This window comes from uncultured Phascolarctobacterium sp. (genome assembly GCF_902463975.1).
GTDB lineage: Bacteria > Bacillota > Negativicutes > Acidaminococcales > Acidaminococcaceae > Phascolarctobacterium_A.
The window spans coordinates 39,360-58,977 of sequence record NZ_CABQHJ010000001.1; the positions used below are offsets into that span (position 1 = coordinate 39,360).

Genomic DNA, 19,618 nt, shown 5'->3' on the forward strand with positions numbered 1-19,618 from the left:
AGAACTTTGTAAGGATAGTATACGATAAGCGGTATGGCAAAAATGGTATAGCTAAGGTTTATTTTTAGGTAAGAAAAAAGCTGCGGCACAAGCCGCAGCTTTGAAGGAATATTACATTTTACTAAAAGCTTCTGCTAAAATTTCTTTAAACTTGTGACAGTCATTTTCACGTATGCAATCATCTTCACGCATATCGTATCTAGGATATATTTTTGGTTTTTTCTTCGGATTTACATCTATAAACAAAAATGCACATTCAATTTTGTTGAGTTTCTCTCCGCACCAATCAGTATCCAGGTATACACCTAATTCTTTTTGAGATTTAAGTAGGCACTCTAAATCTTCTCTCACTTCATTTATAATCTCATTTTTTATTTTATTAAAATCCTCTTCATGTTTTCTGATATTTGCTAAACTCTTATTTTGATATTTACATTCTAAAATTAATACATTTCCATGTTTGTCAATTATTACTAAATCTTGTCTACCACAGCATATCGCATTTTTCTTTCTATAATGATCAGGTATCGCATACTCTGTACACAAACACTTATACTCCGAAGTACAATCATTATTTAGAGAATTAGCTAATTGATATTGGCAAGTTTTTTCATCTGTTGGCATATCACTTAATTTCAATTCATTTATCTTATTCCTTATCCTATCCAATTTTCCTACACTACGACTACCAATTTCTGTTATTTCAGATACAGGATTTTTACCATTATAATATACTCTAATTTTATTTCCACCATTTAATGGTACGACAAATACACCTTTTAATTTAGCAACTTCTAAAATTCCTTCTATCTTTAAAGCTTTGGCAAATTTTGTTTTGATTTCTCTGGCCATCTTTAAAACCTCCAATCACAACTAAGATACTCACATATTCTCCGCAATCAACTGAAACTCCTGCAATCCCTCTCCCTCACGCCTGCACGTGAACAGTTTATTTATGCTTCTTGCATTCATTATAACAAGCAGGCTAGGGCAAAAATAGCAGCTCACTAAATATGTTTTGTGCTATTTTGCTTTCAAAGAACCTTATGATAATAGTATACGATAACAGATATGTCAAAAATGCCACAGCTAAAGTTTATTTTTGGCGAAAAAAAGCTGCGGCACAAGCCGCAGCGAGTTGATAAATTTACGGATTTCTTATTTTTACCGTATACCATAAAATTCATTGGAACGAAAACGCTAGAGCGCCTACCACAGAAAGCCAAAAATAAACTGATACTATTTTACAATACATCCTGCTGAAAGATTGTATTTCACAGGTTTAACATAGTATAATTTTGATTTTGTTCTATTTTTATTCATTATTTCAATTATATTACTCATCGCAAGCAATGGATGAATATTAGTATCATCAAACAAAATAATACCCTTAACCTTTTTAGTTACTTTAGTTACATTTCTCTTTGCAAATAAATATATATAATCATAATTACGATAATTTTTATCAGTAGGACTACTAATATCAAATATTTTTTTTACACATAAATCATACATGAAGTTAGCATAGAAGAAAATCTCCGTTAATGCACCTACCATCTGATTTTTTGTTTTCAGTTCATAAATTGTTAACTCATCTCCGTCAACAGAATTTAATGACCATAAATCAAGAAATCCACCAGAAAATATTCTGGTGCCTTTAGACACAAATCCTTCAAATAAGCTAACAGGAAATTGTCTACCTATACATTCAGCATCATTTACATACAATTTCAATTTGCCATCCGACATTTGTTGTTCAACAAAATACTCCTTGGAAATCTTAGATTTATCATCATATTCTGCAATTGAAGATATTCTTTTAGGCTCACACCGAGGTATATTATTTAAAAATAAATTATTCTTTAAATATCTATCAAAACATTTGCACAAGCACTCTAAATCAGCATCTAATTCAAACCATCCTGAACCCTTTACCTTAGCATATTGTTCAGAAAACCTTAATACTCTGTATAAAAAGCGTCCAAAATGGCATCTATTTTTATCTGATATATTCCAAAATAACTTATGGAACAAGCAATCGGTCAACTCATTCATTGACAACTTACCCAAAACTAATTTATCAATCCACTTCTCATTTTCCACAATTGTAGTTTTTTCAGCAAAATCATCATCTTGATCCATAGATTTTGATAAACTCCTCAATTCCTTATCTAATCCAGAAACACATAATTTTATATTTAAGTTTTCATTAGCAGCTCTAATGGCTAACACCCAACCTTCAAAGCAAGCATTATTATCTTGCATATTAGTTACTTGACCAGACTGATTATTTATTATTCCAGTTGCTTCTAGAAGAAGAGTCATAGTTAAATTATTTTTTCCATCAAAATCTATGGATATTTCTTTAGGAAAATCCTTCATCAATACATCTAATTCTTCTTTCAAAATTTTGACTGCATCTTGATTAGCCATCTTTAAAACCTCCTCACAACTAAGATACTTACATATTCTCCACCATCACCGCAAACTCCTATCAACATTTCACTTTTATTAATTTAACAAGCCTCATCTCTTTTACTAAGCCCCACAAACTTCGTACACTTCTTATCGAAAAACAAATTAACCGTATCAACAGGTCCATTACGATGCTTGGCGATAATCAACTCTGTATGCTTTTTCTCCGTATCTGGCTTATAATAATCCTCCCGATAAAGAAAAGCAACAATGTCTGCGTCCTGCTCCAACGAACCAGATTCACGCAAATCACTCAACATCGGGCGCTGCACAGCACGTTGCTCCACACTGCGGCTCAACTGCGACAATGACAGCACAGGAACATTCAATTCACGTGCCAGAGCCTTCAATGAACGCGAAATTTCCGAAACCTCCTGTTGACGGTTATCAGAATGACTGCTCTTACTGCTGCCCTGCATCAATTGCAGATAATCGACAACAATTAAATCCAGTCCATGCTCTGCTTTCAGTCGGCGTGCACGGCTGCGCATCTCCATAACAGTAATAAATGGTGTATCATCAATGTAAATCTTTGCCTTGCTTATCATGTCACATGCACCCCACAGTGCTTCCCAATCTCTGTCGCTCATCTCACCCATGCGCAAACGCTGGCTATCAATTCCCGCTTCCGCACAAATCATACGCTTGACGAGTTCTCCTTCATTCATCTCCAAACTGAAAAAAGCCACGCTGCGCGGTTCGCCGCCAATCTTCTTATGCGCACGCAAAGCGACATTTTGCACAATGTTGAGTGCTAATGCTGTTTTTCCCATAGAAGGCCGTGCTGCTAAAATAATAAAATCAGACGGATTCAGACCGCTTGTAAGCTTATCTAAATCAGTAAAGCCTGAAGGCAAGCCCGTCAAGCCACCTTTATTGTTAATGAGCTTTTCAATATTCTGCACAGTCGTCATGAGCACCTCATTAATCGGCGTAAAATCTGTTTTCTTATTGCGATTGGAAATTTCCAGAATACGCCTTTCTGCCGTGTCCAGTAAAGTGCCAACATCTTCATTCGCTTCATAACCCCTCGCTGCAATCTCTGTAGCAACACGCACGAGCTGACGCAATACAGACTTTTCGGCAACAATGTCCGCATGATACTTAACATTCGCTGCAGTCACTACAACGTTCGCCAAGCTTGTGATATAAGCAAGGCCTCCAATATCTCCAAGCTTATTGTCGCGCTTCAAGATTTCTGTCACTGTAACCATATCCACGGCTTCATGCTTATTGTATAATTCAAGCATTGCCTCAAAAATAACACGATGTGCTTCACGATAAAAATCAATATTTGTCAAAATCTCGCTCACTTGTATGATAGCTTCTTTGTCAATAAGCATTGCACCCAATACGGCCTGCTCTGCTTCTATATTTTGCGGAGGTACTCTTTTCTCAAGCATAAATCCCACACTCCCCATCTCCCACACTTCTCACATCATCTTTATCCTTATAAATCTTATCATTAACCAAAAATCCGCCTTTTGGCAGCATAAACTCCCGCGCCAAAAATTCCACTACCTTTGCAGAATTTAACAACCTCTTAGAGCCATAAATCACAACCTTCTTCTGCTGCACTTCATAAAGTATCCTGCCACGCGAAAAACAATCAAACTCACAGTCAACAAACTCCGGATATTTTTTCAATACATCCTCATACCAGATATCCATGTGAAAGACATTATAATCTATCTGTAAATCATCTGTATTCGTCTGCTCATCATAATCCTGCCCCATCTCCACCACAGCATACTTTGCATCAAGCAATGGAGCTTTATAAATGATAAACTTACCCTTGCCTACGTGCCAATAAATCCCTATAAACGAATCAAGCAAATCTAGCGGAATAAGTTGCTTCAATGTTACAGGTTGTAAATCTTCTACCGTTCCTTCTACACGTCCTAAACCTTTAATCAGCATTGCGCAACCTCCTTGAGCTATTTTCTGCAATAAATTTTTATAGCTTCATTTTAGCGCAACAGCTGTGGCAAAAATGGTGCGATGTAACGTATATAATGTTTGCTTATTTTCGGTAAACAAAACGCAATCCGCAAAATAACAAAAGCCAGACGCAGGATGACTTGCCCATCCCACGTCCAGCAGTTATAATAAAGTCCTCTGCAAAACAACTTCTGTATATCATGTAAACCAAAGATTAGCTATTTACGCTTAACGTAACTACGAATAACGATTATCGTGTTTAGTCGCTTGGTGTTTGGCAGTATAATAATATGCATCTAGCATATTTATTATATCATCAAGCAAGTTGCGATTTTTATCCTAGCTCTGCACTTTTAACGACCAATAATCATAGCATAGGTATCTTAACCTCTCCGCCAAGACAGCTTAATATAGCCAAAATTTCTTTGTTTCCCATAATTTAGGAAGAAATATGGTTGCAATCTATAAATCAAAAGCTGTTTGCAGTTAGCTTTACTATCAATATTTAATTGCTTGCAGACATAAACAAATTACGCCTACGTATAAACAAGTTTATTTATTTTGCAGCTTCTCCAGATGTGTGTAAATATAATCAAGATCAGCAGTAACAGGGAAAGCAGGCACAGCCTTGTTATCTATCCTGCTTGTGAGCGCAGCTGCTTCAATCGCATCACTCAACTCACTCGTCAGCTCTAAAAGACGGTCATATTCAGTTTTAGCAGCCTGTACCGCTTCAAGTATAGGCGTTTTAACATGCGTTACTGTATATTCTGCTATCAGCTTCTCATTATTACGGCTAAAGGCAAGCTTTTGAACCTCGTCCTTTTCCGTTTCGCCCATATTTGCAATACAATCGTATAATGTAAGCGTCTTACGCAAATCATTAGCATAAATAACTGCTGCATCATAACTGTAAGCATTAGCACCAATCTTTAAACTAAGCTTAGTCTTAGCAATCGCTTCCGCCAAAAGTCTGCGGCAATCTGCCAAATAATTATAAACAGCAATCAGTTTTGGCAATGCATAACCTTTGGTATTATATGATTTTAATACCTTTACTTCATCCTTATAGATTTGCTGCTCCGTAGGAAAAAGGTAGTTTAATTCGCTACGTTTATAAACTTCCTTATTCACTAGAAACTTATTGGGATTAGCAGCTGCTGTTGTTTTAGTGTTAACAGGTGTTTTTATAATCTCCAAGTCATCACCAACAATATCAGTCATAAGTTTGCCAATCTGTTTTTGATATTGAAATGCCTTTTTTAAGTTCATGTTTTGCACCCTCTCTTATCTCATACATATAAAACTTCTACCAACAACTCAGTATTTGTCTTACTTCTTGCATTCATTATAACAAGCAGGCTAGGGCAAAAATAGTAGTTCACTAAATATGTTTTGTGCTATTTAGTTTTCAAGGAACTTTGTGAGAATAGTATACGATAAGTGATATGGTAAAAACAGTATAGCTAAAGTTTACTTTTGCAAGAAAAAAGCTGCGGCATAAGCCGCAGCGAAAATCACTTTTTCATCTCTTCAATCAAACATTGATGTTTTTTATTCTTCTTATCGTAATTAATGCCTACCAACAAAATATTTCCTGTGTACTGCACAAGTGACTCAGGATATTTCTTCTCTTTTATCTGTGCAAGCGCAGCTTCAGCAGATTGATTCCATTTAAGCTCTACCAATAGCGCAGGATAGCCTTCAGCATACTCTGCTTTCGGTAAAAACACAAAGTCAGCAAACCCTCTACCAGTTGGCAGCTCTCTAATTGGCTTAAAATAATACTCCATAGCACTCAGATAAGCTATCGCCAGAACACTGCTAAGAGAGTTTTCATCGTTATATTGAATAACAGACGCATATTCCTGATGAATTTTCTCAACATATTCCGCTACTGCTTCTGCATCCATATCCAACGTAGCATTTAAAAGAGCTTTTGAAGCACGTTGAAAATCAACTAACTCATTCCACTTTTTTCGCTTTACTGCTGCCAAAAACTCCTCGCGAATTTCTTCGTTAGGAATAAACGCCACCTTGAGCTTCTGGTTATAAGCAAGATAGCCAAGATGAATCAAAAGTGTCAGCACATCATCACGATCTGTAAAGTTAACCATATCGTTTTGGAAAGTTTTAGCATTGACGCTAACAATATCTCCTGACAGCATCTCTATTATAGCAGCCTTTAAGCCATCAAAGTCCATATTAATCAATGGAACTATCATTGCATAAGTTCCTGTCTGTGACCAATAACTTTGAAATTCCTTGCGCAGCATCACGCTGACAACTGCTTTAGGATTATATATATGCTCATTGCCTAAAAAATAACCATCATACCAACGCTTTACTTCTGTAAAATCAACATTGTATTTTGCGCACAATCCCTGTACTTCTGCTTCCGTAAAGCCAAAATAGGAAGCTAAACCGCCAGGTGCAAGCATAGTAAATTCTTCAAAGTTATTTAATGCGGACTGTGTTTTAATTTTCTTAATCGGCAAAATCCCTGTAAGATAAGCTAATGCAAGATATTTTTCCGGTTCTGCTCCTTTGAACAAACCTCGCAAAAAATTAATATATTCTTCCTGAACAGCAGTATTTGTGGCTTCATCACGCACCAAAACATCCCATTCATCAATAATAATAATAAATTTCTGCTTTAAGGCAGCATTTATTTTGGAAAGCGCACCATAAAGATGCTGAACATCCGCAAACTCTATCTCCGGATATAATTTTTTCAATTCACCAATGACATTTTTGTTTATATAACTAACTGTATTCTCTGCTGACCCAGCGTCCATCATACACCACTGAATATCAAGATGAATCACATCATATTTATTCAAGTATTTAGAAAAATTTTTGTCATTGCTAATCTCATAACCAGCAAACACCTTCTTAGAATCAGCCCCTCTGCTATAATATGCTGTCAGCATATCTGCAGTGGTTGATTTACCAAAACGCCGCGGACGGCTGTTGCAGATAAGAGCCTGTTTCGTACTTAGCACTTTATTAGTATAAGCCAGCATACCAGTTTTATCTATATATATTTCTGAAGCAACTGCTACCTGAAACGCACTATTATCAGGATTTACAAATCTGCCCATCATGCCCTCCTAAAAATTTTTCTTACTTATGATTTTATCATTCACTATGATAATTAGCAAGCAAAGCTTTTATCACTATTTTACGGTGAAAATGACATCGCGATGTTGTTTTCACCGAAGTTTTTATATTTATGTCCCACTTCTCTGTCACCGATAAGCCAATTAACTTTACAAGAAAAAAAGAGCTGCTACGAAATCTCGTAACAGCTCCAAGAAACAAATATTAATCCTGCCAGTAGTCCAGCTTTTGAGTCAGACCAATCTTGCTGGCCTTAAACTCAGGATTCTTACCGGCATTGCGCTGCTCAGTGTAATCATCCAGCGCACGCAGAGCAGGACCGCCCAGAATGCAGATAACCGGCAAGTTGATAATTGCCATGAAGCCCATGGTAACATCCGCCAGATCCCACATGGTGCCCATGCTGGAGCCCGCACCGATGAAAATCAGTACGCAAGCCAGAATGCGGTAGCACAGGGTAAAGGTTTTGCCAGGAACATGCTTCAGAACATAAGCAAAAGCATTATCTACATAATACAGGTTGCCCAGCAGAGTAGTGAAGGCAAACAGTACCATGGATACAGTGATAAACAGCTTAGCATAATCGCCCATGCTTGCTGCCAGAGCTGCCTGTACATAGGGCGCACCGGCAAGCTCTTTGGTCGGCTCGATGCCGGAGCTCAGGCACATGAAAGCGGTAGCGGTGCAAATCAGCAGAGTATCAATAAATACGGACAGCATCTGAACCAGACCTTGCTTAACCGGGTGAGAAACGTCAGCTGCAGCAGCAGCGTTCGGCGCAGAACCAACACCTGCTTCGTTGCTGTACAGACCGCGTTTGATACCGAACATCATGCAGCTGCCGGCAAAGCCACCGAAAATTGCAGTGAAGTCAAATGCTTCAGCAAAAATTCTTCCTACAACACCGGGAACCAGGTTGATATGCATAATAGTCAGGATAAATGCTACAGAAATGTAGATAACACCCATCAAAGGAACTAAAGTAGAGGTTGCTTTGATAACGCGCTTGCCACCGCCCAGCAGGCAATAGCCTACGAGCACAGCCTCTACAGCACCGATAATCCAAGGAGTAGTATCCGGATTATAGAAGCTCAAAGCAGCAAAGGTGGATTGCAGATTGTAGGAGCACAGCATGTTAAAGCCGCAGCCATATGTTACAATCAAGGCCACAGCAAAGAGCACTGCCAGACCGCGGCTGCCCAAAGCAGCTTCGATGTAATATGCAGGGCCGCCGTAGCTGCCGTGCGGACCACGTTTCTTGTAAATCTGTGCCAGGGTGCTTTCGATAAAAGCAGAAGCGCCGCCGACAACAGCAATAACCCACATCCAGAACACAGCACCATAACCGCCGAGGCAGATAGCTGTGGAAATGCCGATAATATTACCGGTACCTACACGGGACGCAGTAGATACCATCAAAGCCTGGAAGGATGATACCGCACCGGATTCAACAGGCTTCTCCAAAATAACACGAATAGTTTCCTTAAACATACGCGCCTGCACCAGACGAGTACGCAAAGTGTAGTACAGGCCTACACCGATGAGCATGATAATCAGCAAATAACTATACATAAAATTGCTGATTGCTCCAATAATTTCTCCGAACATAAATGTGGCTCCCCCTTTTTTAGTTTGTTTGTTAATTATAACATATTTATTTGCTTTTCCAAAATTCAGAAAGGACGATAGCCTGTAAAGCTAACACTTTAGCACGATATAATAAATCAATTAAGTAATTTTGATAACCTCGCATTCTGCTGCTCTAGTTTAAGCCTTGCAAGCATTCCTTAAGACTCGCATAGCACGGATGCTCCAAATCAAAGGCTCCTGCCAGAGCCGCCTCGCCCAAGCGCATGCCCACATACCTTTCTGTTCCTGCCAGATAGGTGTACAGTAAATGCCTGCTATAATTCACTAATCTGTTTTCTCTCCCACGGCAGCAATTTACTGACTGCAAATATTCCGCACTCATATTATACAGATTATAATAATCACTGCACTCCGAGCTTTCCAGCCGCAGCGACTGCAGCAGCATATCCTCAAGATAACCCTTTTGCCAACGTTTAGTAGCTTTTTTGCCGGGAAAGAAAAAGTGCGTGCAATACTCCACTCCTCTAAAGAAAGTATTGTCACGCACTGCAAAAAATTTCTGCATTCGGCGTTCGCGCTCATCAGCCGCGTCGGCAAAGAATACTGCCTTCTGCACTATTTCTCTGCCTTCCAGCTGTATAAGGCGTTTAGTCAGCAAGTCTAACTTATCGATACTCTGATAATTTACAATCTGCATGTTAGGCAAGCTGATACCCTGCTTAAATAAATGCTGGAGATAAGCGTGCATAAACTGCGCCATCTCCACTCTTTCACACAGCAATAAAACCTCTCCGGTAATAATGCTTTGCTTACTCAAAATTATTTCTCCTTTTGCTGCAGCATCTGTTCAGCAGCCTGCACTACCTGCTCCACCGTCAGACGTGTCATACATTGCATATCATCACACTTATGCTTCATGCCACCTGCACAACCAGGGCAGGGCGGCAACGCTGTCACAATAGTTGCATCCTTGGTATAAGGACCGTACAGCTTCGGACTGGACGGACCGTACATCGCTACGATAGGCACCTTCTGGCTGATTGCTACGTGCATCGGGCCGCTGTCGTTGGTGATAATCAGGCTGCAGCGACGCATTGCCGCCGCCAGCTCGCCAATACGGAAGCTGCCAGTTGCTACCACAGGAGTCGTCTTCATAAAGCTGACTGCCTCCTGCACCATTTCTTCGTCCATCGTACCGCCGAAGAATACAGGCTTATAGCCCTTTTCCGCAAGAATATCTGCTACCTTGGCAAAGCGCTCCGGCGCCCAGCGCTTTGTAACAACAGCACTGCCGATATTAAAGCCTACCAGCTTATCGGTAGCGAACACGCCGTGCTCACGCCAGAATTCCTCTGCATGCTGCTGATATTCCTCGCTCGGAAAAATCTCCAGACCGTTATGCTCCAGCTTTTGTACGCCAAGCTGCGTCAGCACATCAAGATACATATCAGCCGCATGAATTTTGCGGTTGAGCGGTGTAAACACATCCCAAAGCGGTTTGAACAAAGTGTGTGTTGTACCGCAACGCAATTTCACTTTGGTAAAAGCATCAATAAAGCTGCAACGCTCATTCGGATGCAGGTTAATCAGCACATCAAAATCCATCTTGCTCAGACGACGGGCGCAGGCCATCAGCGCCAGCAGGCTGTTGTCCTTGCCCTTCTTATCAATCGTGATAACCTCATCTAAATACGGATTATGCAGTACTACATCCTTCAGCTTCTCATCTGCCAGAAAAGTAATATGCGCATCCGGTGCTGCCTTACGCAGCGCATGGATGAAAGGCGTGGTCAGCGTCAGGTCTCCCAGATGCATCAAAAATGTTACCAATATTTTTTTGCCATTTAATTCTACAGCTTGTGCCATCAGCCTTTTGCCACCTTTTCCTGATAAATTTTATAGACCATATCCGGCGTTATATCATGCATACAATGCCAGTTATCACATTTTTTCTTCAAGCAGCCTGCACACTTAGCCGGTGAAAGCAGTACCGTGGAATTTTTGCTGCCATACGGGCCTGTGCGGTCAGCCTTCGTCGGTCCGTACATTGCCACAAGAGGCTTTTTCAAAGCCGCTGCAAAATGCAGCGGGCCGGTATCCGCACTGATGTAGAAGCTGCAGCCCTTAATCAGCGCCGCCAGCTCACGCAGGCTCGTCTGTCCCGTCAAGTCAATAACCAACGAGCTTGCTGTGCCTTCAGCAATCTTCTGTCCCTTGACTGCATCATCCGGACCGCCTGCCAGCACTACAGCAGTACCGTCAGCCGTCAGCTTTTTCGCCAGCTCGATATAATGCTCTACGGGCCATTCCTTCGTCCACCAGCGCGCACCGGGGACAATAACAACGTAATCGCCGCCCTGCCAGCCTGCCTCCTGCAGCTTATGCTGCACCGAAGCTGTTTCCTTGCTCAAATCCGGCATCGGGAATTCCACATCGTCCAAAGAATCAACCTTAGCACCAAGATAACGCGCCACGTCAAGATAACGCTCAATAACATGGTCCTTGCTATGACTGCCGCCAATTGCCTTGCTGATAAAACCACTGCCCTCGCGCATTTCACAATAGCCGATGCGGTTATCGCAGCCGCTGATAGCAGCCAACACCGCACTTTTGAAAAGGCCCTGCATATCTATCACCAGGTCAAAATGCTTGCTGTGCAGCAAAGAGCGCATTTCGCAAAAATATTTCAGCTTATCACTGAAGCCCAGCTTATTAAATTTTACCTTATCAAAATAAAGCACCTCGTCAATCACCGGCGGGTCCGGTACAAAGCCCGCAAACTGCGGATGTACCAGCCAGGTGATTTTCGCCTTGGGATAACGCTTGCGCAACGCCGCCGCAAAGGGCAGCGTATGCAGTATATCACCCAAAGAACTCATTTTGATTAACAGGATATTCTGATACTCCATTATCATCTCTCGCTTACAATATTTTTTACGAAATCCAACAGATTACCGCCCGTGAAAAGATATCCTTTCACATCGGCAGCCTCCGCTGCTTCCACATCGCGCTTGCTGTCGCCGACCAAGAAGCTCTGCTCCTTGTCGATATCATATTCTGCCAGCGCCCGCAGCAGCATTCCCGGTTTGGGCTTGCGACAATCGCACACACCGGTATATTCCGGCACGCTGCCCTCGGGATGATGCGGGCAGTAATAGATTTTCTCTATTTTACCGCCTGCCGCAGCAATTTCACGTTGCATATAAGCATGCAGCTCATTCATCTGCTCTACTGTATAATAACCGCGCGCAATACCGCTCTGGTTTGTTACAATAAAAATTTTATAGCCAAGCTGCGACAGATACGCCACAGCCTCGCGTGCACCTTCAATCCAGCGCAGGTCCTCAATTTTGTAGAGATAGGCTACATCAACATTGAGCACGCCATCTCTATCAAAAAATACCGCCTTAGCCTTCATAAACGTAATAACCGCCGGTCTTGTCGAGAAGCTGGCAATATTCCTCGGCAGCCTCTTCAATCGGAGTAAAGCCGCCGTCATAGCCTGCTGCCAAAAGGTTAGTATCATCTGCTTCGGTAAAGCTCTGGTATTTGCCCTTCAGCACTTCAGGGAACGGTACATATTCCAGCTCGCCGCTGCCAAAATGGTTCAGCACAGCCTTAGCCAGAGTATTGAACTGATGCGCATGGCCGGTACCGCAGTTGAAAATACCGCTGATTTCCGGATGATCCCAGAAATAGAAGTTTACCTTAACAACATCTTTTACATACACAAAGTCACGTGTATGCTCGCCCGGACCATAGCCAGCGTATTCACCGAACAGGCGCACCTTGTGCTCTGCCTTCCACTGATTGTACATTTGGTAAATCATGGAAGCCATTTTGCCCTTATGGTTTTCCTGCGGACCGTATACGTTAAAATAACGCAGGCCTACTACCTGGCTTTGTGCCTGCGGCAGCAGACGGCGCAGATAGTTGTCGAAGAACAGCTTGGAGAAAGCATAAACGTTCAGCGCTTCCTCACAGGCAGGCTCTTCACGGAAGCCATGCGCACCGCTGCCATAGGTAGAAGCAGAGGAAGCGTACATCATCTGAATCTTTCTGTCGAGGCAGAAATGCAGCACGTTTTTGGTATACTCAAAGTTGTTTTCCATCATGTATTTGCCGTTATATTCCATAGTATCGGAGCAAGCGCCCTCATGGAAGATAACGTCGATTTTTTCATGATTGAATTTGCCTGCCTTCAGTGCATCCATGAAAGCATACTTATCCATATAATCCTTAACCTTCAGGCCTTGGATATTTTTAAATTTAACCATGTTGGTCAGGTTATCAACAACAAGAATGTCATCAATACCACGGTCATTTAAGCCTTTAACAATATTACTGCCGATAAAGCCGGCACCACCAGTTACGATAATCATAATTTGCCCTCCTTAACCATTTTGGCAATTTTTTCCACCACACCGGTTGTGGAATAACCATCCTCAAATTCTATAATGCGCACTTCACCGGCATATTCACGTCCGGCAACCTCCTCAGGCTTGTAATCGCCGCCCTTGACGAGAATGTCGGGACGAATTTTTTCAATAAGCTCAGTCGGAGTATCCTGGTCGAACAGCACCACCGCATCTACACAGGCCAATGCAGCCAGCACACGCGCACGGTCCAGCTCATGCACCAAAGGTCTTGTTTCACCCTTCAGTCGGCGAACGGAAGCGTCCGTGTTCAGGCCCACAATCAAGTGCTTGCCAAGATTGCGTGCCTTCTCCAGATACGTTACATGTCCAACATGCAGAATATCAAAGCAGCCGTTGGTGAACACAATCTTTTCGCCGCATGCTCTCCAGGTTGCTGCCAGAGATGCAATCTCCTGCCAGCTCAGTGTGCGATAGCCACGGCCCTGTTTGCGTTCCTCCGTCAGTAGATCCTTCAAAAGCTCGTCACGGTGCACCGGATAAGTGCCAACCTTGGCCACAACAATTCCTGCAGCACGGTTTGCCATATAAACAGCATCAGCCAACGAAAGCTTGCCTGCAACACCTGCCAGAAGCGTAGCCGCCACCGTATCACCAGCACCGGAAACATCAAACACCTCAATGGCGGTAGCAGGGCTGTGCAGCACCTGCTCAGCATTAACCAGGCTCATACCGCGCTCACTGCGGGTAACAACTACATTCTTAATATGAAATTTTTCGCGTGCAGCCTGCGCCATGCTGACAACGGCTTCATCAGAGTTTTCACGCTGACAGCCTGCAGCCTCACACATTTCCTTTAGATTAGGCGTAATAAAATCGCAGCCGTCATACTTAGACCAGTCAGCTCCCTTAGGATCAATCAAAACCGGTATATCATAGGCCTTGCCCTGAGCAATTACCCATTGGCAAAAATCATCCGAGCAGACACCCTTGGCATAATCGGAAACAATAATGCCATCCAAGCCTTCATCAAGCAGTCCTGCCAGCCAATGACGCAGCTCAATGATTTCTTCCGGGAATAAATCGCCGGTTTCTTCAAAATCAAGTCGCAGCATCTGCTGATTGCCGCCCAAAACACGCAGCTTGGTAATGGTCTTGCGGCGTTTGCTTTTCACCAGTCCCTGATGATTGATGCCTGCATCATCCATCAGCTTTTCCAGCAGCAGACGGTTTTCATCATCACCTGTCACACCGCCCATAAAAACCTGACATTCCAGATGTGCCAGGTTGGCAGCAACGTTTGCCGCACCGCCCAGCACGGAATTTATCTTTGTAATACGTGTTACCGGTACAGGTGCTTCCGGCGAAATGCGTTTTACTTCGCCCTGGAAGTATCTGTCCAGCATCACATCGCCGATAACAGCAATGCGTACATTCTTAATTTGTTCTGCTAAAAAAGTTGTTACAGCTAAATCAGCCAAATTATTCACCATCCACCAGCTCACATAAAATGTGGCCTATCAAAATATGCATTTCCTGCGCACGGGCAGTAACCTTCACCGGCACAGCGATGCACTCGTCGCACAGCAGCTTCATTTTGCCGCCGCCCTCAGCCGTCATGCCTACGCAGAAAACACCCATGCTCTTGGCCAGCTCAACAGCTTCTACAACATTGGCGCTGTTGCCGCTAGTAGAAATGCCTACCAGCACATCACCGGGACGTGCAAGCGCCTGTACCTGACGCACGAACACCTTATCATAGCCGTAATCGTTGCCGACAGCAGTTAAAATGGAGGTATCCACCGTCAGTGCTATAGCAGGCAGACCGGCGCGTTCCTTTTGAAAACGGCCTACAAACTCGGCAGCCAGATGCTGGCTGTCAGCGGCACTGCCACCGTTGCCACAGAACAAAACCTTGTTGCCATTGGCCAACGCCTTTTTTACTTCTACAGCAATGCGCTCAATCTGTGCCAGAATCTCGCTGTTCATCACAGCATTTGCCACCTGCAGATGGTCCAGAAAGCGTTGCTTAATAATCTCTTTCATTTTCTACCTCATTACCAGTTAATAAAATCAAACTTAGCTTCAAAAGCACTGTCTTTATTATCAATATCTTTATGCTTATAAATCAAGGAAAGCTGCCAGCAGCAGAACTTATGCGTCCAGCTGTATCTTGTTTCATAGTTTTCCTTTTGGTCTAAATCATAACGGTTGACAATGGTAAAGCTGTTCTTGTCATCCATAATATACTGCAGACCATTACGCAGCTCTTTGGCCATATCAGGCTGATCGTAGGTGAATACATCTGTCGTAAAATCTTCACGATAATAGCCAACCCAGGTATTCCACTTCGGGCTGATTTTCTGGCCCAATGTTGCATAATAAACATTGGTAGACTGCAAAGAATCCTCTGCACTCTCACGTGTCCATTTCTTGCCAATCGTCAAATCCAAAGAAGTATTTTTGCTGTTGAACAGATAAATGCGGTCATGGTTAAGGAAGGCACCATATTCTGTATGCCAGCTCTTGCGTCCAGTATCATCATTTTTCCACAAACCACGCTCAAAGTAAGCACTGTAAGTCAAAGGCAGGCCAGGAGCGATATGATGAGTTTTATAATTAAAGCGTATATTGTTCTGCTTCTCTACCCATTCGTCATCGTCCTCATACCAGCCGTTTTCGTAGGTAACCTTAAAGTTACGCTCGTTATGCTCCAGGCCGTAAACAGGCTTATAGCCAGCCTTGCTGTAATAATTTATATCAGCATAAATTGTATCCTTGTCTCCTAACGGACGCTCATAGGAAAGATTGACATAAGTTCCCTTATCGCTGTCCTTGAAGCCGATATGCGGCAGGATACGTTCCTTGGATTTTTCCGTCAGGCTGTTTTCCCAATAATCACGGGAATAGATATGCTTACCGCGCACAAAAACCTTTACGTCGCGTGCTACCATTTTATCATGCGGATAAATTTCAAAGGTCTTAGCCTTGATTTCCAAACATTTAGGATGCTTTTCTGCCGGGCAGCGACTGGTAGAGCCACCCTCATCAAGAATCATTTTGTCCGGATAGATAGTAGCATGAGGCGCAGCAAAGAAATCCTTGCCGTTTTTACCGGTCAATTTTTTCATTTCACCGGTCTTATTGTTAAAGTTATAATGACCCCAGGCAGCCTGAGTTTCACTTTCTCCCTCTACCAGTTTGCCACCTTCTAATAACCAGATATCGCCAGTTTTCATATTGCCTTTTACCTGCGTTGTATAAATATCCTGGCCATTTTGTGATACCCTGATATTACCCTCGGCATGAAAATCGCCGCTGACAGTATCATATACTGCATGCTCACCTGTCAGGTGAATCGGCAGTCCCTGCTGCTTTTCTGCATCCTGCGTTTCGCGATGAGGCAATGCAACATTCGGCTCACTGACAGAAACCGGACTCAGCATACTGTCGCTGTTGCTGTTGCTAAACTGTTCTGCATAAACAGGCATGCACATGCCCAAAGCTAATGTGGTAGCTATAAAAGTCTTCTTCATACGAAAAAACTCCTTCTCTATAATTGCAAATAAAAAAATTCATAATAATCCACTTAACATTATACCATAAAAAAAGCAAAAGCTCACTCGAAAGAGTGAGCTTTTCACGTATAATTTTCGATTTTATTCCTGATATACTGCACCCTGCAGGGTAGTATCTGCAGCAGTTTGCACATAGGTTTCACAGCCAACCGGGATAGTTACACTGTTGCCCTTAACAAAGGCACCGCCAACCAGGCCTACAGGACCAAGAATAATCATACCGCCAATAGCGGCTCCGGCTGCACCGGCAATGCTTTCAGCCTTTTGTTTGGCCAGCTCGCCTACGGTAACAGGAATCTTAGTACCATCTATACCATAGATATAGGTAAAGTTGATATCAATACGGCCATCCTTACCAAAGATACCAGGCTGAACAACCTTTTTTACTTCACCGACACCGGTTGCTCCCTTCGGCAGCACCAGTACATCATTTACGTACAGGTTATCAGCAGCTTTGAAGTGCACTGTATCGCCCTGGCGACTCATTTTAGTGCTCAGCTCGGAAGTAAAAGTGATTTTCAAAACAGAATCCTTCGGCAAAGTTACATCCTGTACAGGCACATTACCATCTTCATAGGAAGCAAGCTTCAGCAGATTTTCCAGGCGTCCGCTCAAAGAACCGGTCTGGTTCTGACCATAGAGAAGCTTTTCAGTTGCTTCAATACGGTTTTTGGCTGCGCCACCGGACATGCTTTCATTCATCTTCCATTCTACTACATTAAGCTTAGTAGCAAAGGAAGCCTCTCCGTTATCAGGAGTACCTTCAAGGTAATCGTACATATTATCAACGCGGTTGATTATTGCATCACTTGTAATAGTGCCGTAAACGTCATCCTCAAGGCTGTCCATACGCTGCAGCAGAGAACCGCTTTGCTCCGTACCATAAAGCATTTTTTCCATGGCACCAATTTTTTCAGCCATGGGAACAGCAGCATCAGCTGCAAAGCCCGGGATTACCGTTGTAAAGCAAAAGATAAAGGTCAACAATAAAGTTGCAAGCTGTTTTTTCAATTTTCTTACCTCCAATCAGAGCTATATATTTTTATTATAGCACGAAAAGAAGATTTTCTAAAGGGAAAGCAGGTGAAATCCCTGTATTATTTTACGAACACAACAGCCATTTTACTCAAAAGCACATTATTGGGGGCAGTAAGAATGTTTTTTATAGTCAGATTTTCCTTGCAATAACAATATGTAAATCAAAAAAATTAGTGCACAAAGTCTATTCCATACGAAACTGATGCTTTATCCTTAGCGGGTACCTTCATCAAAGTTTTATAGATTTCATCAGCATCAATATCATATTTGGAAGTAAATACAGCTCCTTTATTACCACGACGGATAACAACAACCTTGTCAATCGGCATATAAAAAACATCTTCAAAAGGCTGATTGGATAACCGCGAAACCTTTTCCACACTAGCCTCATCCATACCACCCATATAGACTAATGTATCGCAATTGTTGGAAATCGTCTGTGCCTTTTTGTCACCATACATGCTGTTCAATTGGCTGAAATCCTGCAAAAGCATCGTGACGCTGATTTTCTTTTGTCTGATAATGCTAATTGTTTTCTCAAATCCCGGAACAACACCGCCGCAAGCGAAATCATCAAACATCAATCTAACCGGTACTGACAACTCACCATTAACGCAATGATCCTCAGCATACTCAAACAGGTCTTTGAAAATCTGGGAAAAAACTATGTTGGAAAAAATATGCGTAGATTGATTCAGCGGCGGCACCGTAATGAACAAAACAGTCTTTTCTTTTCCCAAAGCTGTTATATCAAGTTCAGGTAACGATGCGCTAATGACACCAACGACTTCTTCTGTAAATACAGCATTAATCGCAGAAATCATCGTTGCCATGATACAGATTCCTGTAGTTCTGCAATTACGTCTGAAGCCATAATAGCCACTGGCCATGCTTGCCTCACATCTTTTGGCAGCATAAAAATCTACTGATTTCAAAATATCTATCGAGGTATGCTCATCTTCGTCAAATTCTGTTTTCTCAGAATGGAGAAGCTCAAAAGCAACATTCAACGCATTTACCACACAGAAGAAGAAATTCAAATCAGGTTTCTCAAAGCAATCTCTTGTAAATCTCACCACAAAAGCCAGTAAGTTTGCTGCCGAAACACTCCAATAGGGATCCTTCTGATTATCCTTATCTCCTAAGGATGCATTAACAATATTAATAGCAAAATCGCGGATATCCTTATCTGTTTTAAGATATCGGAAAAGATTAAAGGAAACATTGCTTGTCTCCGGATGTGCAATGTTTAAGTCCAGGACCTTATAGCCTCTTTCGGCAAACAGCGGAGCATATTTGTCAAACAAGCTACGTTTATTGATGTTAATAACAAGACTGCTATTTTCTGTATGCAGGAGCATCGGCTCAAGGACATAATGCGTCTTGCCGCTGCCAGTACCACCGACAATCAGCACATTGTTGTTAGCGCTGTTTTCATCCATCTTGTAAACACAGTTCTTAGCCATTACCAGATTATCTTTTGGGTTCATCTTGCCG

The 19,618-nt window shown here is 42.3% G+C and carries 17 protein-coding genes; all 17 read right to left on the reverse strand.

What is annotated here, in order from left to right:
- Positions 1 to 111: 111 nt before the first annotated feature.
- The 17 genes from RDW05_RS00190 to RDW05_RS00270 all read right to left on the reverse strand — a co-directional run bounded on the left by RDW05_RS00190 (position 112) and on the right by RDW05_RS00270 (position 19,611).
- A complete protein-coding gene (locus RDW05_RS00190; protein ID WP_307977408.1) occupies positions 112 to 852 on the reverse strand; it encodes a hypothetical protein in 741 nt (246 codons plus the stop codon).
- A 387-nt stretch (positions 853 to 1,239) separates the two neighbouring features.
- Positions 1,240 to 2,433 (reverse strand): hypothetical protein, encoded by a 1,194-nt coding sequence (locus RDW05_RS00195; RefSeq protein ID WP_307977409.1) that lies wholly within the window; start codon positions 2,431 to 2,433, stop codon positions 1,240 to 1,242.
- Positions 2,434 to 2,516: 83 nt separating this feature from the next.
- The gene (dnaB, locus tag RDW05_RS00200; protein WP_307977410.1) at positions 2,517 to 3,878 is read right to left on the reverse strand and encodes a replicative DNA helicase; all 1,362 of its coding nucleotides are present in this window, start codon (positions 3,876 to 3,878) and stop codon (positions 2,517 to 2,519) included.
- Positions 3,871 to 4,395: a hypothetical protein gene (locus RDW05_RS00205; RefSeq protein ID WP_307977411.1), complete on the reverse strand. Its 525-nt coding sequence runs from the start codon at positions 4,393 to 4,395 to the stop codon at positions 3,871 to 3,873. The genes dnaB and RDW05_RS00205 overlap by 8 nt, the downstream gene beginning before the upstream one ends.
- Positions 4,396 to 4,968: 573 nt before the next feature.
- On the reverse strand, positions 4,969 to 5,640 hold the full coding sequence (locus tag RDW05_RS00210; RefSeq protein WP_293724966.1) for a hypothetical protein: 672 nt from the start codon (positions 5,638 to 5,640) through the stop codon (positions 4,969 to 4,971).
- Between the two features lie 293 nt (positions 5,641 to 5,933).
- Complete coding sequence (locus tag RDW05_RS00215) at positions 5,934 to 7,520, reverse strand: AAA family ATPase (RefSeq protein WP_374110990.1); 1,587 nt, start codon at positions 7,518 to 7,520, stop codon at positions 5,934 to 5,936.
- 223 nt (positions 7,521 to 7,743) lie between these two features.
- Positions 7,744 to 9,147 carry a sodium:alanine symporter family protein gene (locus tag RDW05_RS00220; RefSeq protein ID WP_293827747.1) on the reverse strand — a complete coding sequence of 468 codons (1,404 nt, stop codon included), beginning with the start codon at positions 9,145 to 9,147 and terminating at the stop codon, positions 7,744 to 7,746.
- 154 nt (positions 9,148 to 9,301) lie between these two features.
- Positions 9,302 to 9,946: a hypothetical protein gene (locus RDW05_RS00225; protein ID WP_307977413.1), complete on the reverse strand. Its 645-nt coding sequence runs from the start codon at positions 9,944 to 9,946 to the stop codon at positions 9,302 to 9,304.
- Between the two features lie 2 nt (positions 9,947 to 9,948).
- Positions 9,949 to 10,995 carry a glycosyltransferase family 9 protein gene (locus RDW05_RS00230; RefSeq protein WP_021719467.1) on the reverse strand — a complete coding sequence of 349 codons (1,047 nt, stop codon included), beginning with the start codon at positions 10,993 to 10,995 and terminating at the stop codon, positions 9,949 to 9,951.
- Positions 10,995 to 12,038 carry a lipopolysaccharide heptosyltransferase I gene (gene waaC / locus RDW05_RS00235; RefSeq protein ID WP_307977414.1) on the reverse strand — a complete coding sequence of 348 codons (1,044 nt, stop codon included), beginning with the start codon at positions 12,036 to 12,038 and terminating at the stop codon, positions 10,995 to 10,997. Before waaC ends, RDW05_RS00230 begins: the two co-directional genes overlap by 1 nt.
- A 2-nt stretch (positions 12,039 to 12,040) precedes the next feature.
- Positions 12,041 to 12,547, reverse strand: coding sequence for a D-glycero-beta-D-manno-heptose 1,7-bisphosphate 7-phosphatase (gmhB, locus tag RDW05_RS00240; RefSeq protein ID WP_307977415.1), 507 nt, complete (start codon positions 12,545 to 12,547; stop codon positions 12,041 to 12,043).
- Positions 12,537 to 13,511, reverse strand: coding sequence for an ADP-glyceromanno-heptose 6-epimerase (gene rfaD / locus RDW05_RS00245; protein WP_009145598.1), 975 nt, complete (start codon positions 13,509 to 13,511; stop codon positions 12,537 to 12,539). Before rfaD ends, gmhB begins: the two co-directional genes overlap by 11 nt.
- Complete coding sequence (gene rfaE1, locus RDW05_RS00250; protein WP_374110987.1) at positions 13,508 to 14,998, reverse strand: D-glycero-beta-D-manno-heptose-7-phosphate kinase; 1,491 nt, start codon at positions 14,996 to 14,998, stop codon at positions 13,508 to 13,510. The genes rfaD and rfaE1 overlap by 4 nt, the downstream gene beginning before the upstream one ends.
- A complete protein-coding gene (locus RDW05_RS00255) occupies positions 14,988 to 15,551 on the reverse strand; it encodes an SIS domain-containing protein (protein ID WP_304276814.1) in 564 nt (187 codons plus the stop codon). Before RDW05_RS00255 ends, rfaE1 begins: the two co-directional genes overlap by 11 nt.
- Positions 15,552 to 15,562: 11 nt before the next feature.
- A complete protein-coding gene (locus RDW05_RS00260) occupies positions 15,563 to 17,041 on the reverse strand; it encodes an OstA-like protein (RefSeq protein WP_307977416.1) in 1,479 nt (492 codons plus the stop codon).
- Between the two features lie 123 nt (positions 17,042 to 17,164).
- Positions 17,165 to 18,094 (reverse strand): hypothetical protein, encoded by a 930-nt coding sequence (locus RDW05_RS00265; protein WP_307977417.1) that lies wholly within the window; start codon positions 18,092 to 18,094, stop codon positions 17,165 to 17,167.
- 197 nt (positions 18,095 to 18,291) lie between these two features.
- The gene (locus RDW05_RS00270; protein WP_307977418.1) at positions 18,292 to 19,611 is read right to left on the reverse strand and encodes a type IV secretory system conjugative DNA transfer family protein; all 1,320 of its coding nucleotides are present in this window, start codon (positions 19,609 to 19,611) and stop codon (positions 18,292 to 18,294) included.
- Between the last annotated feature and the right edge of the window lie 7 nt (positions 19,612 to 19,618).

Bases quoted from the DNA above. Each gene is read 5' to 3' on its own strand.
- RDW05_RS00270 (WP_307977418.1), bottom strand. From the start codon at position 19,611: ATGAACCCAAAAGATAATCTGGTAATGGCTAAGAACTGTGTTTACAAG.
- RDW05_RS00210 (WP_293724966.1), bottom strand. From the start codon at position 5,640: ATGACTGATATTGTTGGTGATGACTTGGAGATTATAAAAACACCTGTT.
- RDW05_RS00260 (WP_307977416.1), bottom strand. From the start codon at position 17,041: ATGAAGAAGACTTTTATAGCTACCACATTAGCTTTGGGCATGTGCATG.
- RDW05_RS00205 (WP_307977411.1), bottom strand. From the start codon at position 4,395: ATGCTGATTAAAGGTTTAGGACGTGTAGAAGGAACGGTAGAAGATTTA.
- RDW05_RS00195 (WP_307977409.1), bottom strand. From the start codon at position 2,433: ATGGCTAATCAAGATGCAGTCAAAATTTTGAAAGAAGAATTAGATGTA.
- RDW05_RS00230 (WP_021719467.1), bottom strand. From the start codon at position 10,995: ATGGCACAAGCTGTAGAATTAAATGGCAAAAAAATATTGGTAACATTT.
- RDW05_RS00220 (WP_293827747.1), bottom strand. From the start codon at position 9,147: ATGTTCGGAGAAATTATTGGAGCAATCAGCAATTTTATGTATAGTTAT.
- waaC (WP_307977414.1), bottom strand. From the start codon at position 12,038: ATGGAGTATCAGAATATCCTGTTAATCAAAATGAGTTCTTTGGGTGAT.
- dnaB (WP_307977410.1), bottom strand. From the start codon at position 3,878: ATGCTTGAGAAAAGAGTACCTCCGCAAAATATAGAAGCAGAGCAGGCC.
- RDW05_RS00215 (WP_374110990.1), bottom strand. From the start codon at position 7,520: ATGGGCAGATTTGTAAATCCTGATAATAGTGCGTTTCAGGTAGCAGTT.
- rfaD (WP_009145598.1), bottom strand. From the start codon at position 13,511: ATGATTATCGTAACTGGTGGTGCCGGCTTTATCGGCAGTAATATTGTT.
- rfaE1 (WP_374110987.1), bottom strand. From the start codon at position 14,998: ATGGTGAATAATTTGGCTGATTTAGCTGTAACAACTTTTTTAGCAGAA.
- RDW05_RS00190 (WP_307977408.1), bottom strand. From the start codon at position 852: ATGGCCAGAGAAATCAAAACAAAATTTGCCAAAGCTTTAAAGATAGAA.
- gmhB (WP_307977415.1), bottom strand. From the start codon at position 12,547: ATGAAGGCTAAGGCGGTATTTTTTGATAGAGATGGCGTGCTCAATGTT.
- RDW05_RS00255 (WP_304276814.1), bottom strand. From the start codon at position 15,551: ATGAAAGAGATTATTAAGCAACGCTTTCTGGACCATCTGCAGGTGGCA.